The sequence below is a fragment of the Nocardia sp. NPDC004860 genome (genome assembly GCF_040609015.1).
GTDB lineage: Bacteria > Actinomycetota > Actinomycetes > Mycobacteriales > Mycobacteriaceae > Nocardia.
Genome location: NZ_JBEXJI010000024.1, coordinates 133,874 through 146,345, shown reverse-complemented (window position 1 = coordinate 146,345; position 12,472 = coordinate 133,874). Strand labels below are relative to the sequence as shown.

General features: G+C 65.9%; 18 protein-coding genes and 1 pseudogene. 7 read left to right on the top strand and 12 right to left on the bottom strand.

The window, feature by feature from the left end:
- Window positions 1–279 (bottom strand): transposase (locus ABZV44_RS33475; RefSeq protein WP_354845276.1); only part of this gene is annotated, 279 nt, incomplete at its 3' end.
- 267 nt (window positions 280–546) lie between these two features.
- Between ABZV44_RS33475 and ABZV44_RS33470 the strand changes: the two genes are divergently transcribed.
- The gene (locus ABZV44_RS33470; RefSeq protein WP_354845288.1) at window positions 547–1,377 is read left to right on the top strand and encodes an IS3 family transposase; all 831 of its coding nucleotides are present in this window, start codon (window positions 547–549) and stop codon (window positions 1,375–1,377) included.
- 9 nt (window positions 1,378–1,386) lie between these two features.
- On the opposite strand, the gene ABZV44_RS33465 is transcribed toward ABZV44_RS33470, so the two are convergent.
- The 4 genes from ABZV44_RS33465 to ABZV44_RS33450 form a co-directional block, all read right to left on the bottom strand.
- Entirely contained in the window at window positions 1,387–2,160 is a 774-nt protein-coding gene (locus tag ABZV44_RS33465) for a PASTA domain-containing protein (protein ID WP_354845274.1), read from the bottom strand.
- Window positions 2,161–2,281: 121 nt separating this feature from the next.
- Window positions 2,282–2,620 carry a hypothetical protein gene (locus tag ABZV44_RS33460; RefSeq protein WP_354845271.1) on the bottom strand — a complete coding sequence of 113 codons (339 nt, stop codon included), beginning with the start codon at window positions 2,618–2,620 and terminating at the stop codon, window positions 2,282–2,284.
- Window positions 2,621–2,627: 7 nt separating this feature from the next.
- Window positions 2,628–2,876, bottom strand: a complete 249-nt coding sequence (locus ABZV44_RS33455) for a hypothetical protein (protein ID WP_354845268.1) — start codon at window positions 2,874–2,876, stop codon at window positions 2,628–2,630.
- A gap of 658 nt (window positions 2,877–3,534) precedes the next feature.
- Entirely contained in the window at window positions 3,535–4,608 is a 1,074-nt protein-coding gene (locus ABZV44_RS33450; protein ID WP_354845265.1) for a serine protease, read from the bottom strand.
- A gap of 285 nt (window positions 4,609–4,893) precedes the next feature.
- On the opposite strand from ABZV44_RS33450, the gene ABZV44_RS33445 reads away from it, so the two are divergent.
- Window positions 4,894–5,736, top strand: a complete 843-nt coding sequence (locus tag ABZV44_RS33445; protein ID WP_354845262.1) for a hypothetical protein — start codon at window positions 4,894–4,896, stop codon at window positions 5,734–5,736.
- A gap of 118 nt (window positions 5,737–5,854) precedes the next feature.
- Window positions 5,855–6,166, top strand: coding sequence for a helix-turn-helix transcriptional regulator (locus ABZV44_RS33440; RefSeq protein WP_354845260.1), 312 nt, complete (start codon window positions 5,855–5,857; stop codon window positions 6,164–6,166).
- A 140-nt stretch (window positions 6,167–6,306) separates the two neighbouring features.
- Here ABZV44_RS33440 and ABZV44_RS33435 read toward each other — a convergent pair whose 3' ends face one another.
- The 7 genes and pseudogenes from ABZV44_RS33435 to ABZV44_RS33405 form a co-directional block, all read right to left on the bottom strand.
- A complete protein-coding gene (locus ABZV44_RS33435; RefSeq protein ID WP_354845257.1) occupies window positions 6,307–6,624 on the bottom strand; it encodes a hypothetical protein in 318 nt (105 codons plus the stop codon).
- Window positions 6,625–6,841: 217 nt separating this feature from the next.
- A complete protein-coding gene (locus ABZV44_RS33430) occupies window positions 6,842–7,075 on the bottom strand; it encodes a hypothetical protein (RefSeq protein ID WP_354845254.1) in 234 nt (77 codons plus the stop codon).
- Between the two features lie 465 nt (window positions 7,076–7,540).
- Window positions 7,541–8,203: a hypothetical protein gene (locus ABZV44_RS33425; protein WP_354845251.1), complete on the bottom strand. Its 663-nt coding sequence runs from the start codon at window positions 8,201–8,203 to the stop codon at window positions 7,541–7,543.
- A gap of 525 nt (window positions 8,204–8,728) precedes the next feature.
- Window positions 8,729–9,149, bottom strand: a pseudogene (locus ABZV44_RS33420) (transposase); the annotation flags it as partial.
- Between the two features lie 44 nt (window positions 9,150–9,193).
- Window positions 9,194–9,760, bottom strand: a complete 567-nt coding sequence (locus ABZV44_RS33415; RefSeq protein ID WP_354845249.1) for a hypothetical protein — start codon at window positions 9,758–9,760, stop codon at window positions 9,194–9,196.
- Window positions 9,757–10,134: a hypothetical protein gene (locus ABZV44_RS33410; protein ID WP_354845246.1), complete on the bottom strand. Its 378-nt coding sequence runs from the start codon at window positions 10,132–10,134 to the stop codon at window positions 9,757–9,759. The genes ABZV44_RS33415 and ABZV44_RS33410 overlap by 4 nt, the downstream gene beginning before the upstream one ends.
- Window positions 10,135–10,157: 23 nt before the next feature.
- Window positions 10,158–10,424, bottom strand: a complete 267-nt coding sequence (locus ABZV44_RS33405; protein ID WP_354845243.1) for a hypothetical protein — start codon at window positions 10,422–10,424, stop codon at window positions 10,158–10,160.
- A 373-nt stretch (window positions 10,425–10,797) separates the two neighbouring features.
- Here ABZV44_RS33405 and ABZV44_RS33400 point away from each other — a divergent pair, with 373 nt between their 5' ends.
- From ABZV44_RS33400 to ABZV44_RS33385, 4 genes are all read left to right on the top strand, one after another.
- On the top strand, window positions 10,798–11,151 hold the full coding sequence (locus ABZV44_RS33400; RefSeq protein ID WP_354845240.1) for a hypothetical protein: 354 nt from the start codon (window positions 10,798–10,800) through the stop codon (window positions 11,149–11,151).
- Between the two features lie 245 nt (window positions 11,152–11,396).
- The gene (locus tag ABZV44_RS33395) at window positions 11,397–11,702 is read left to right on the top strand and encodes a hypothetical protein (RefSeq protein WP_354845237.1); all 306 of its coding nucleotides are present in this window, start codon (window positions 11,397–11,399) and stop codon (window positions 11,700–11,702) included.
- Window positions 11,695–12,039, top strand: coding sequence for a hypothetical protein (locus tag ABZV44_RS33390; RefSeq protein ID WP_354845234.1), 345 nt, complete (start codon window positions 11,695–11,697; stop codon window positions 12,037–12,039). Before ABZV44_RS33395 ends, ABZV44_RS33390 begins: the two co-directional genes overlap by 8 nt.
- A gap of 201 nt (window positions 12,040–12,240) precedes the next feature.
- Window positions 12,241–12,468 carry a hypothetical protein gene (locus ABZV44_RS33385; protein WP_354845231.1) on the top strand — a complete coding sequence of 76 codons (228 nt, stop codon included), beginning with the start codon at window positions 12,241–12,243 and terminating at the stop codon, window positions 12,466–12,468.
- The last annotated feature ends 4 nt before the right edge of the window (window positions 12,469–12,472 follow it).

The window sequence follows — 12,472 nt, the reverse complement described above, 5'->3', positions numbered from 1 at the left end:
CGCATCGACGGTGTCGTTCTTGCCATGGCGCCTGCGCCGTTGCCGATTAGGGCGGTTGACCTCAGCGACGGTGACTCCGGATCGGCGCAGCATGCGAGCCAGTTCGGCGCCGTAGGAACCGGTTCCTTCCACCCCGACCCGATCCACCGGGCCGTGCGAAGCCAGCCAGGCCGTCAACTGCTGGTGTCCGCTGCGATCGTTGCGGAACGATTCGGTGGCCAACACGCGCCCGACCACATCGACGATCGCGGCTACGTGATGGTCCTTGTGGGTGTCCACACCACCGACCTTCGCTGCAACTGCTTCGTCCTGCCGACCCTGCTCCACACATCCTCCTGCTCAACAACGAGAGCGCGGCGACTCGGGCGAGGATCGGGCAGAACAGTAATGAGCATCGAGCAAGCCCCTATCGGGCCACGACCCGTCCGCGTCGACCGCGCGGTAGTGAGCCGGCCCGGGGCGGGCGGACAGATCCAAGACAGGGCACCGGTGGGGCCAGTTCTACAACGGGTCACGCCCACCCGGGTCGGCTCATGATCATTCTTACTGTTCTATAAGTGGAACGACGGTGAGCCCACCGGGCGCCAGCAGCGCCGCGAGACGCTGACCGCCGCGATCGGCAAGGAGTTCGCCGACTCGGGGCGCACCTACGGCAGCCCGCGGATCGGGCTGGAGCTGCGGGAGAAGGGCTGGCGGGTCTCCGACAACACCATCGCCGCGATCATGGCCGAAAATGGTTGGGTGGCAAGGAAAGTCAAACACAGACCCGCGACCACGCGGCAGGGGAAACGGGCAGCGGCGCCGGATTTGGTGCGCCGTCAGTTCACCGCTGTCGCCCAGGATGTGTTGTGGGTCGGCGATGTCACCGAGATCGTCACCGACGAGGGGAAACTGTATTTGGCGTCGGTGGAAGACCGCTTCTCCGGTCGGCTGCTCGGCTACGCCACCAGCGCCCACCACGACGCCGAACTCGCATGTGCCGCACTGAAAATGGCCGCTGCCACGCGGGGCGGGTTCGATGCGATCGACGGGGTGATCTTCCACTCCGACCGCGGCAGCGAATACACCGCCGCGGCCACGAACGCCTTGTGCCGGCATCTCGGGGTGGTGCAGTCGATGGGCCGGGTCGCCTCGGCCCTGGACAACTCGCCGGCCGAATCGTTCAACTCCACCCTGAAGGTCGAGTTCGTCCACCGACACCGCTTCCGCACCCGAGCCGAGGCCGCGGTGCGGATCGTCACCTGGATCACCGGCTTCTACAACCCGACCCGCCGCCACAGCCTGTGCGGCGGAATATCGCCGATCAACTACGAGACCCACATGGCCGCCGTCCGCGCGGCCTCGGCAGCGGCCCTGTCACGAGACGAGGCCGCATAAAGGAAGCCTCTACACTTCGAGGGGATTGACACTGATGCGCGAGGTGCCGGTTTCGGTGGCAATGATCTTGGCGCCTCCCATCGGGTCGGCGTAGGGCAGCCGAACCGCGTTGGGGAAGGCGTGACGATAGCCGGGATCGGTGTCACGGGTGGCGAAATCGGCCGCTTGGCGGGCGCTGGCGGCATCGGGGCGCATGTGGATTTCGAGCATGACCTCCGACAGGTCGTTCTCGCACGCATAGGTGGTCTCCCCCTCATCGATATCGGTATCGGTGAGGGCCTTGTCCAGCGTGGGCGACATGAGCGCCGCCTCCAAATCGCTGCGGTCGAGCAGCAGGCACGCGTTGTGGGACTCCGGCGCCTTGGAGGGCTTTGGATCGGAGTGCACGGCGGTGGCACTGGGTGAGGAAGAGGCTGCTGTAGTCACGGAGGGTTGTGGCGTCTCACCCTTCTTGACCACCCCGAGGGTGGCCTTCTTCCGCTCTCCGAGCACACTTCCACCCACCGGGTCCTGGCTCGTGACGATCCAGTTGCTGTCGACCATCGCATGGCGACCGTTCCCCGTGTCATCCACTACGTGCGTCTTCAGCTGTAGGTCATCGAGCTGATCGCGCGCGTCGGACAGCGATGCGCCAACAACGTTTGGCATGACGGCGTCCGCCTCACGCCGCGGCGAATTCGCCGAATAGACCACCGCGGAAACCAGTGCGACACAGACGGTTCCGAGGCCGATCACTATGCGCGTATCCCGCTTCATCCCGTTCCCTTCGATCGAGTTGTCCACGTCGACCCTCTACTTGTCGCTGACCTCGGCATACCGCATTCATCCTGCTCGGACCAGCCGCCGGGGCACTATGCATGAGACCAGGTGGCGGACAGGGTATCTCAGGCGCGGAACCGCACGGTCATACTCGGCGGCGGCCAGGTCCGCCAGCCGTGCAGGCATGTGTGAACGCGAGGAATAGCTGGCCGTGCGCCAACTGCTCGACGCGGCCGCGAAGAATCGGAACGCTGCCGGCGCGAATCCAAGGGGCAGTTGCTCGGCCGAGCAGTACCACCGCGTCCCGCTGCACACCTACCGGCATCCGCCGCCAGATCCGCGCGGGCACGGAGCTGTAACGGCCGGTCGCGCCCATGCGCCGGTGGTGCTCCTCCAGGTCCTGATCGACCTGGAACAGCACCTCGAGGTAGGCGCGTTGCCTGGAATCGAGCCCAACCCATGCGGCTTGGGCGGTGGTGGCCATTGCAGTTCTACCGCCGGTCGCGCAGGCTCGTCGCGCCGTCGCGCAGCAGCTGCTCGACCTCGTAGATGTCGGCTTTGAGGGAGGCGAGTTTGGCGTGGACCGAGGTGAGAGCGTCGGCGGCTTCGTTGGTGAGCGACTCGGTGTCGGACCAATCGGACCACAGCAACTCGCGCGCCTCCGCTAGCGCCCCGGCCGCAGCGTGGGCGGCGTCGGCGGCCTTGGTGAAGATCTGCTCCTGGGTCGGCAGTCTGGACATCAACGCTCCTGGCTTCTCGGATTGTGTTGCGGTGCTATCGATCTGGGGATCGAGGTCACCGACGTAGGCGGCGCTCACGGCCGCCTCGGCTCATCCATGGGAATCATGCAATCCCTTTGCAGAACGACACATTCGGGTTTTCGGTGAACTGGATCGGATTCTCCACCCCTTCCCCCATTGTCTTCTCATATCTGCCTGCCCTGCGGCAGCGATGACTGTGGCGGTGAGTACACCAGCTGGCCGGCGGGCGTCGTCACCGCAGATGGCCTCCAGGAGGTACGCACCTGCTCGCAGTGCAGAACCGCGCAGCGCACGACACCAGTGAAGGTGTGGGCGTCCCGTGCGGACGCAGGGGAGTGGTTCGAAGGCTGACCCGGGGTAGTGGTGCGACCGCCGGATTCTGTGCGGATGCGCCACGGGGGTCCGGGAACATCGGCGAGAAAAGTCACGCTAACCGGAACCCCTGTAGCCGCGCGCGCCGAGGCTATCACCACCCGCGACCACATCGAATGACCCGGCGCACGAATCTGCTGCGCCGAAGCGGCAAAGGTGGGCGAGGAGGCGGAGATGGCGCCGGGGCAGACGCCGCCGCCCGTCCCCGATCGATCGGGGCCAGTCCGGTCGGCGTTGGCAGGCTCGTGGACTGGCGTGATTCCTCTCAGCGGGCCGGGGTCTGCCAGGTTTCGATGTTAAGCAAGGCACCGAATCCCAAGTCGGCGAGGGCCTTCTGAATCTGCGGGGTCGGAACGCCGGCGTAGAACGGGGAGGTGGCGATGGGTGCTGGTGCGTCTTCATCACGTTCAGCGGTGGAGTAGTCGCTGGTCTCGAGGGATTGGGTGACGATGCCGATGACCCGCCCGTCCTGCGCGACGATGGGGCCGCCGCTGTTGCCTGGCCGTGCGGTTGCCGAGAACAGGATGTAGTCGGGGCCGAACATGCTGTGTACCTTGGGGTTCACAACTCCGCCCTTGTGCACGACGAGGGGCTGGGTGATAGCGCTGGGGACACGCGGATAGCCGAAGGTCCAGGTGTCGTCCTCCCACCGGGCGGCGCGGAAGGCGATACCACGGGTGACGAAATCGAGTTGGTCCTCGACCTCGGTATCGGTGGGCTCGATCTCGATCACCGCAACATCGATCGTCGGATGGGCGTGGCAGCGCACAACTCGCACGATGCGCTGTTCGCATTCCTCGTCCTGCGGCATGGCGTAGAGGGGACTGATTGCGGATGTGCGCAGCTCGTCATCGACCTTCATGCCTTTCACGACGTGCTGGTTGGTGAGCACGTGCCGCGGGTCGAGCAGCAAGCCGGTGCCCGTAGCCGCGTCGCCGGTGAGGGGGATCTTTCCGGTGATCGCGATGGTGGCCGCGCCGATCGCGCGAATGATCAACTCCGGGCCCAATGCCTCGGCCAGCCAGACAACGCCCCCTGCTTGCGCAGCAGTGCCGTCGGCGTGGACCGTCCGGTAGTGCGGATACCCAGACAGCGCGCCCGGATCGCCGACCATGTACCCCGTGCGTTCGAGCACGGCCGCGAGCGCAGTGATCTGAAAGGCCTCCTCGTCGAGCCCTTCGCTGGACACCCTCTCGTCGATACGCAGGTACTCGATGAAGTCCCGGCAGGTGAGCGGATGAATCTCACCCGCAGGGTTGGGCGGGGCGCCGATCGCGGCACGCATTGCCGAGTTGTTGCCTGGCAGAAAGAATTTCAGCATCTCGATGGCAATGAGCACACGAGTGCGAATGTCCAACGGCGCCGATGGGTGAATACTCACGTAGCCATCGATATCAGAGGGTGCCGACGCATCCCAACGCACTGGGCCGAACCGACGCACTGGGGGGCGAACCGCGGACCGTCCTTCGCCACCGCTGCGCATCGGGCGGCGGATTCGCCCGCTCGCGCAGCGTATCGGACGGTCGGACACTGCCTGTGAACCTGAGTCAGCCGGCGACCGTGTGGCGGGGCGCTGGGAATATCCACTCGCCGAGGCGGTTCGGTGTCCTTACCATCTGCCGACATGACCTTGGCCGACAGCAATCACCCGTCCGTGTCCGCGGATCCCGTCGTTCACGCCACGGTGGGCAGGGAACTGATCACGACGTTCTTCGCCCATCTCGAGGCGGGCCAGCTCGAAGTCCTTCAGCGCAGCGGCGCCGACCGCGGCCGGGCCGGCGCGGTGTTCGGGTTTGCCATACACGCCCATCACCTCGGCCGGCTGGCGCTGGATCTGCTCGAACGCGAGCACGTCCTGCTGGCTATGCCCACTGTGCGTACGTGTTTCGAGAACGCGTTGACCGCGCATTGGATCGCCCAATCGACCCTCGACGCCGCGCTGGCGGTGTTCAACCACGAACTCAAACAACGCCGGGCGATGGCGGACACGTTGCGCGAGGCGACGATTCCCGAGTTCCAGCAAGCCGCCGCGAGGATCGGACACCTGGGCGACCCGACTGTCGTGACCGGGTCCGCCGGACAGGCACAGGTTTTCAAGTCCCTGCTCGACGACTTCCAGGGCGGCGGACCGAACCTTTACGCCCACTATCGGCTGCTGTGTGCCTTCACCCACCCTCGGATGAGCGTCGCCGACGCCTACCTCTACCCCGACACGAACCCGATCGCCGGTGGCTACGGGTTGGACCTGAACCCCGCCTCGTGGGACCGGTTGCCGTGGGTGAATCTGGTTGCGTCGTGCGTGGTCTGGGCCGGATCGGCGGTGCGCTACATCCAGAAGGACAAGACCGTTCGCCGCCAGCACCTCCGTGACGCCGCCAAGGCCCTCGGCACCGCCGCCGACATCCACCTCACCGCAGCCGCACTCAACCGCCAGCCCACCCAACGCCGAACCCAGCTGGCCCCCTGAAAAACCGAACGGCGGCCGAGACACCCTTGCCCGCGCGGTGGTGAGGCATTGCTGCGCCGTAGGAGATCGTCTAGAACTGGAGTGCCGGACAAGATCACCAGCGCGAAAGGCGGTGCCAGTGGTGGACCGCGAGCAAGCAGCAGCGCTCAACCGCGCGTTCGGTCAGCAGTTGCTCGCGCTTCGCCAGAGTCGTCGACTCACCGTCGCCCGGGCCTGGCAGGGGCTGGGATGGACTCGAAATACCTACCAACGCACCGAAGACGGGCAGCGCAACGCCAAGCTCATCGACCTGTTCGAGGTCGCGGCCTTCTACGAGGTATCGCCACTCACGATCGTCGAAGCGGTGACCAACACCAGCGGGCTCGCCGATCCGCCATGCACGCGGCCGACGGGCCGGGCCCCTGGCTCCGAACCGGAATCCCAGCCGTAGAACCCCGGTTGAGGCGCGCTGTGTGGAACCCTGCCGGCGGCATCGTCCTCCTGTAAGCGCCCGCCACGCCAGCCACAACGCCTGTCCCAGTTGCCTCACTGTGCGCAGTAGCCGGGCGCCGGTCCCGGCATACGAAACTCCTACCGCTCGAACCCTTCCCACCTGTCCCGCTGCATGTAGGCGTTGAGGGAGCGTTCGAGCGGCGAGGGCTGGGCGCTGAGGATGGTCGGATGCTCGAACTCCGACCACGCCTGCTCCCACCGCGAGTGAGCTTCGCGACTGCGCAGGCCCAGCTCGTGCCGCTGCCCGTCGTCGGGGACCTTGCGCACCAGATCGTCGAGCCGCTCGAGGTCCTGGCGCAGCTGTTCGAGTGTTTCGGCCCCGGGGGCTGCCCCGGTACGGCTCAGCTCGGCGATAACTTCCCCGAATTGCTCTTTCAGCTCTTTCGGACTGTCCATGGTTCTGCCTCCCGCAGACCAGCATCGCACCGGGACCCGACGTGATTCGCGCGAATCATGTTGTCTTTTGCCGGATTTCAGTGCGGGTGCCGGTCCTGATACTCGGCAAACCGTGCGAGCAGGTGAGCCTTCCCGCGTCGGTGTGGGACGTTCGTACCGAACGCTCCATCTAGGTGCGCGGGAGATGGGTTGCGGCGCAACATCATTGGATCGGTGACTATTGCGCCATCAACACCCGCAACGACGCCAGGGCGCGGGCCGCGGGCTGGCTGGAGCTGACAGGGACCGACAAGCAGGTGCGATGGGCGACCACGGTGCGCCAGGCCAAGCTCGACGAGTTCGAGGCCGGCCTGACCACCGAGCCCCAGCGCAGCCATTGCCATCCGGTGTCGGTCAGGTCGGCGCGGTCGGTGGGCAGCAACCGCAGCCCGCCCGGGGTCTCGAGGTACACCGCCAGCGAGCCGCCGCGTTCGGTGGCGTTGTCGGCGACGATCGCGGTGGCCGATTCACTACCCTCCTACCCTTCCGCAGTAAAGACCTCTCGGTTCGCGATGATTGCGAATAGTGCTGCGCGCAAAGAAAAGCGTGCTCAGCGTGCTAGCGTTCTGCGTGCCGGATGCCCCGTCCGACAGCGGTGAGGCAGCGGCGGGCCGGGAGTCACGCCCGCGTAGCAGGGCGCGCAGGCCGCTGCGCGCGGTGTCGCTGGGCGCGCGTTTGCGGCGCATCTCGACGATTCTGTCGGGTCGGGACATTGCGAAATCGGCCATCATCGCACCGCTGCGTCATGGACACCGCTTACAACGCAAACGCCCTGATTCGGTGCCACGACTACGGTCGCACCCAGGGGAACCCATGTTCGAGTACTGGAGTGAAGGGCGGTCGCTGTCTACGGCTCGGCACCCCAAAGGTCGCTGACCTATCGGATCGACGTGGTGTGCCACTTCATGTTGGCGATTCCGGAGTTGGAGCAGTTGCACGTACCGGTAAACCCGTCGAACAGGTCAGTGTTCGCAGTCCCGGTGGGAGTCCCGACGTAGTCGCAGGTTTGGCTGGAGCCGTTGGTCGTGCGATGAATCCTGAGGGTGTTTCCATCCCAGGTGAACTTCATCTGTCCGCTGGAGGTTGGCGTGCCGGGGAGCTGGTCGTTCTTCGCTGTCCAGTTCCAGGTGTCGGACGTGGGGGAGACCCGGGTCCAGGTGCCGACCCAGGGATGGGGCGCGCCGCCACTGTCTTCCATCGTCCACGTAGTACCGAGCGGGGCAGCCGCGTTCTTGACGGGAAGCCAGCCGTCCTGGGAAAGGATCTTATGCTTACGGTCGAAGGTTGCCGAGTAGTCGGTTAACAGGGGATTGTTGTTTTTGTCGAAGCAGCGGATTACGACCATGTCGTATTCGGGGCTATCAACATCGTACGGGCCGAAGTGGAGGGTTCCATCAGGTCCGCCGTTGCCCTCACCGCTGTTCTTAGAATTCAGTACGTTATTTTTTCCGAACCAGATGTCACATTTATCGTCGGCTCGTAAACCGGTGATCTTGGCCGTGTAACCGCCATTCGGGCCAGGGTTGAATCCCGCGGTCAAACCAAATCCTCCTGCGGAAGCGAACCCCGCACTGAAGAGCGGGAGAACGAGGGCCGCGGCTGCGATTGTGAAGCGCATACTGATGCGGGTCCACCAGCTGCGACTAGTCATGATTGGACTTTGTCGATGCGAGCCAGCCCCGCACGCGGTATTGCCGTTCGAGCCGGGCAACGCTCTGGGACGGACATGGCCGATTCTGTTGCTGCCGAATTTCATCACAACACTTCCCCCTGGCTGTCGGACCGAACTGAACTGCTATGTCAGCCCCGGATGCATAACTCTGCTCTCCGGTACCAGCAAAGACAGCGAACCCTAGGGGTGAGTTCACGCCACCCCTCCAGGTGTGGTCCAGCCTCGATCTTTCGTCCGGCCCTCGGCCGGGCGTGATCGGTTTCGGATTGGTTTTTCGCTGCCGGACGGCAGCGTGAGGGCAAACGGGAGTGGCCCGTTCAGCAGGCAGCTGCCGGGTTCCACAGCCCCGGCGAGTGGTCCATTCGTTGCTTGTCGGGGCGGTGGCTTTGTTGGTCAGCCGGGTTGCAGGCGGGCCAGCGCGAGGGTGGCCAGGGGCGTGTGCGGGTTGTGGCGGGGCAGGTGCGGCGGGTGCGGCGGGCGTGTCGGGCGATGCGGCCGGGCCGAGAACAGCCGCAGGCGAAGGGTCCTCGCTTCCCACCGGCGTGCCCGTTGGTCGTGCAGGCCCAGCATCTGCAGCCAGGTGATGAGGCCGAGGGCCAGAGCGGCGATCGCGGCCCGGACCCGGTTGGCGGCGGAACCGGTGGAACGGCAGATTCCGCAGTCCGGTGTCCTTGATCGCGCGGATGCGGCCCTCTCAACGGGCGCTGCGACGGTGGCCTAGTTCCAGATCGGGCAGTTGCCCGCGGCGGGTATTGGTGACGAACGCGCCCAACCGCAGCCCGTCGACATCGGTGAACCGCAGTTGAGCGCCGGGGAAGCGGTGGTGCGACGACTCGGGACCGAACCCGGTCGAAGTTCTCATTCGACGGCGTGCAGGTGGCGTGTGCGGGGGCCGGCCTGTTGGTCGAGCCATTCGAGTGTGGCTTCCCAGCCGTCGGTGCGGATCCGGTCGGCGAGGTCGTCGCCGACTACGCGGTGCGGGCTCGGATCGCCGGGGCGCATGGTGGGCTCGGCGGCCTTGTCGACCAGCATGTAGAGGGTGCGGCCGCGCTGCTGCCATACCTCGGCTGCGAGGTCGGGGTGTTCGACGGCGTCGAAGGCCAGGCCGAACCAGAAGACCGGGTCGTAGCGCAATACGTGGTCGATGTCGGTGTCGAGCCACAACAGCAGCGCCACCGCGTCCGCGGTCGTGGTGCGGGACCGGGAGAAGCGGAACTCTGCCAGCGGCGGCAGATCCGGGAACTGATCGACGTGTTCGGCGGCCAGAGCTTGCATGGTGTCGCGGGTGGGCCCGTCGGTCCATTCCAGATGCCAGCCCCCGTACCGCCCTTTCCGCGGGCCGTCGTAGACATGCCGGACGCTGCGGCCGGTGCGCTCGCTCAGCAGCCGGGCGAGTTTGGCGGCCTGTCGGGATCGGCTGGTCATGGCGCACCTTCGGCGAGTGGGGGAGCGTCAACCGCAGGATAAAGCTGCAGGCAGGTCCGGTGGTGCTCGCGGTAGTGCACGCGACCGGCCTCGGTGAACACATAGTGCCCGTCTCGGGGCGTGTTGTGCCACTGCAGGTACTCGCGGCTGCGGTACTGCGTGTAGCCGACAGCCAGGTTCAGATGTGTCTGGCCCGCGAGCTGCGTGCATGGTGTCTCGTTGCGCTGGGCGCGGGCCACCAAGGCCAGCTGACGCCAGAGTCGCTCACTCAGAAGACCCTTGGGAGGTCGCTTCGGCGGCGGGGTTCCGGTCCCGGCCCGCGCAGCGGCGCGGCCAGCGCTGGTCAGCCACACCGACACCTGGTCGGTCAGCATCCCCGGGACGGTCTCGGTCTGGATCAGCCCACGCTCGCGCAGCGCAGCCAGGGTGGATCCGGAACGCCGTCGTAGACCCCCTGGGTTTCCAGGACCGAGACCACCGGCCCGTAGCGGTTGTTGAAGTCGACCCTGCGCCAGACGCACGCCGGCGCGGAGGCGAACCGGCCCCGCGCCGCCAGACGCCGCTGTTCGCCCCCCAGCTCCTGATCTACCCGAAACAGAACGCCCAGGTAGATGCGCTGCCGCTCGTTCAACCCGTCCCACGCCGCTTGCCCTACTGCGGTCATAACCTGTCTCCCGTCGGCAATGTGTCGACCTGGATTCCAAGACATGAGCAGGCATATGTCAGGAATAGGCCGAATCGACCCTGGATCAACATTTATCGACGCAGGTCGGAGTGTGGTGCTGCCCCAGAACGACACCGGGCCTGTACGTAGCTTCCAGTGGTGCTCCGCGATCCGCCGAGGATGACCAGTGCCGCCTTCGCCGCGCCCGGTCGAGCGTCCCATTCGACCGAACGGCCGGTGGGGTGTTGTGAACCGGGCTCATACTTGTTCGGCCGGGTCTTCACAACCGAGCTGGCGCGGCTCAACGCGTTATCCGGCCAGCGTTCGCGCCGCTGATTCCTTGTTCAAGGGCACACAACCGAGGGAGGCGCAAGTGACTGAGATCAACTTGGAAGGCGAAGGCGAGGAACTGTTCGTGCCGTTGTCGGAGTTGGGCGGGGCCGAGCCCGATGAACCAGACACGTCTCGCGCGCCGACGTGCAAGCTGTACAACGATTACCCCGTCGGCATCACGATCCTCCGGCGAGCCGGCGGAAAGTATCGTTACCTGTTCACTCTGGATTCCGGTGCCACCAGCGATGATTTCTGGACCGACGACGAGCTGTGGATAGCGAGCAACACCGGATTCAAGTACCGGGTCGAGTTCCAGTCCGGCGGCGGCCACCGTTTCTTCTCGATGCACAAAGTGTCTCCGGCGGCCGGCACGAACAACGTCAGCCGCTTGTAGGGACGTGATCTGCGGTGACTCCTTAGCGCCGGAGTTCGAAATGGGCAGCGACCCGAAAAACCTCCCGCGCTAACGACTCCCCGGGTAACAGGAGCACACCGAGCGCATCTGCTAAGGATCTCCGAACCCAACACCCTTAGCGCCGGATTTCGGTCACTTGGCCCTCAACCCCCGTCACCGTGGGCGCGCCCTCGCGCTGATTCTGGCGGCTCCCGCGATGGTAGTCCATGGGGTAGTCTCGCAGGGTGGCGATTGTGTGGTTCTGGGCTCTTGCGGCGATGATGGAACGGTACGACGTCAACCCGGACGACGTGTTCGACCTCGTCAATGCCTGGGTGACCGCGACACGACCCGTATGGTTCCGGACCGCCACCGACCCCGCCACCGGGCTGACAACGTTCGTGCTGTGGGGCCGCCCCGACAACACCAACAAACCGATCGCGGTCTACGCCCGCCGCAAAGGCCGCGACACCGAGGTATACGCGGCCCGCTACCTTGACGCAGACCAGATCGCCGAGTTCGAGAAATGGGAGGCGACCCGCAATGACTGACCCCATGGACAACATGACCCCCGCCGACGTGGCGGCCATGATCGACCGCCTCGAATTCACCGATGCCCCGGTCACCGAAGCTGACCTCGGCATCGACGTCGGCGCCACAGCGAAACCCGTCTGGGTGCCGCGATCGGTCAAGATGCCCTACGACCTCGACGCGGCGTGCAAGGCGCGCGCCAAGCAACTCGGCCTGGAGCAGTCGACCTACATTCGGTCACTGATCGAGCGCGATATCGCGGCCGCGGGAACCGGTGGGGAGCGACCCGCCTGGGTGCAGGAGATCCTCGCCGTCATCGCACACCACGAACACGACGAGCACCGCAAGGCATCCTGACCGGCGGTCCGGATGCCGTCCTGACCAGGCTGTCTGTCCGCACCGGGAGGGGCGTAGAGAACACGATCCCAGGCGTTGCGGGCGCGCACGTCGACGTCCGTGCGCAATCCGCGCCAACTGGGATGTCGCAGCGCGCCGTGGAACTCGCGATATCCGACGGAGCCGACCAGGGCCGGGGTCGCCCAGTTCGATGAGCGCGGCTTGGCGCACGGCCACATCGATGAGTTCGAGCCGCTGCGTCCCGACACGATCGCCGATATCGCCACCGGGCACCTGTTCGCCCCGACCCCGCCCGGGGCCGGCCCCGAGCTGGACGACGGCTGGTTCGAACGGGGCATCGCCGCCCGCTGGCGCACTAAGGAAGCCTTCGACGAACTCGACGACCTGCTCGACCGCGTCGACGCCATCGCCGCTCGCTACGGCGTCTGACGGC

What these genes read in the sequence shown, in the direction of transcription:
- ABZV44_RS33435 (WP_354845257.1), bottom strand. Translation starts at nt 6,624, where the DNA reads ATGGACAGTCCGAAAGAGCTGAAAGAGCAATTCGGGGAAGTTATCGCC.
- ABZV44_RS33405 (WP_354845243.1), bottom strand. Translation starts at nt 10,424, where the DNA reads ATGACCGCAGTAGGGCAAGCGGCGTGGGACGGGTTGAACGAGCGGCAG.
- ABZV44_RS33410 (WP_354845246.1), bottom strand. Translation starts at nt 10,134, where the DNA reads ATGCTGACCGACCAGGTGTCGGTGTGGCTGACCAGCGCTGGCCGCGCC.
- ABZV44_RS33460 (WP_354845271.1), bottom strand. Translation starts at nt 2,620, where the DNA reads ATGGCCACCACCGCCCAAGCCGCATGGGTTGGGCTCGATTCCAGGCAA.
- ABZV44_RS33415 (WP_354845249.1), bottom strand. Translation starts at nt 9,760, where the DNA reads ATGACCAGCCGATCCCGACAGGCCGCCAAACTCGCCCGGCTGCTGAGC.
- ABZV44_RS33455 (WP_354845268.1), bottom strand. Translation starts at nt 2,876, where the DNA reads ATGTCCAGACTGCCGACCCAGGAGCAGATCTTCACCAAGGCCGCCGAC.
- ABZV44_RS33390 (WP_354845234.1), top strand. Translation starts at nt 11,695, where the DNA reads ATGACTGACCCCATGGACAACATGACCCCCGCCGACGTGGCGGCCATG.
- ABZV44_RS33445 (WP_354845262.1), top strand. Translation starts at nt 4,894, where the DNA reads ATGACCTTGGCCGACAGCAATCACCCGTCCGTGTCCGCGGATCCCGTC.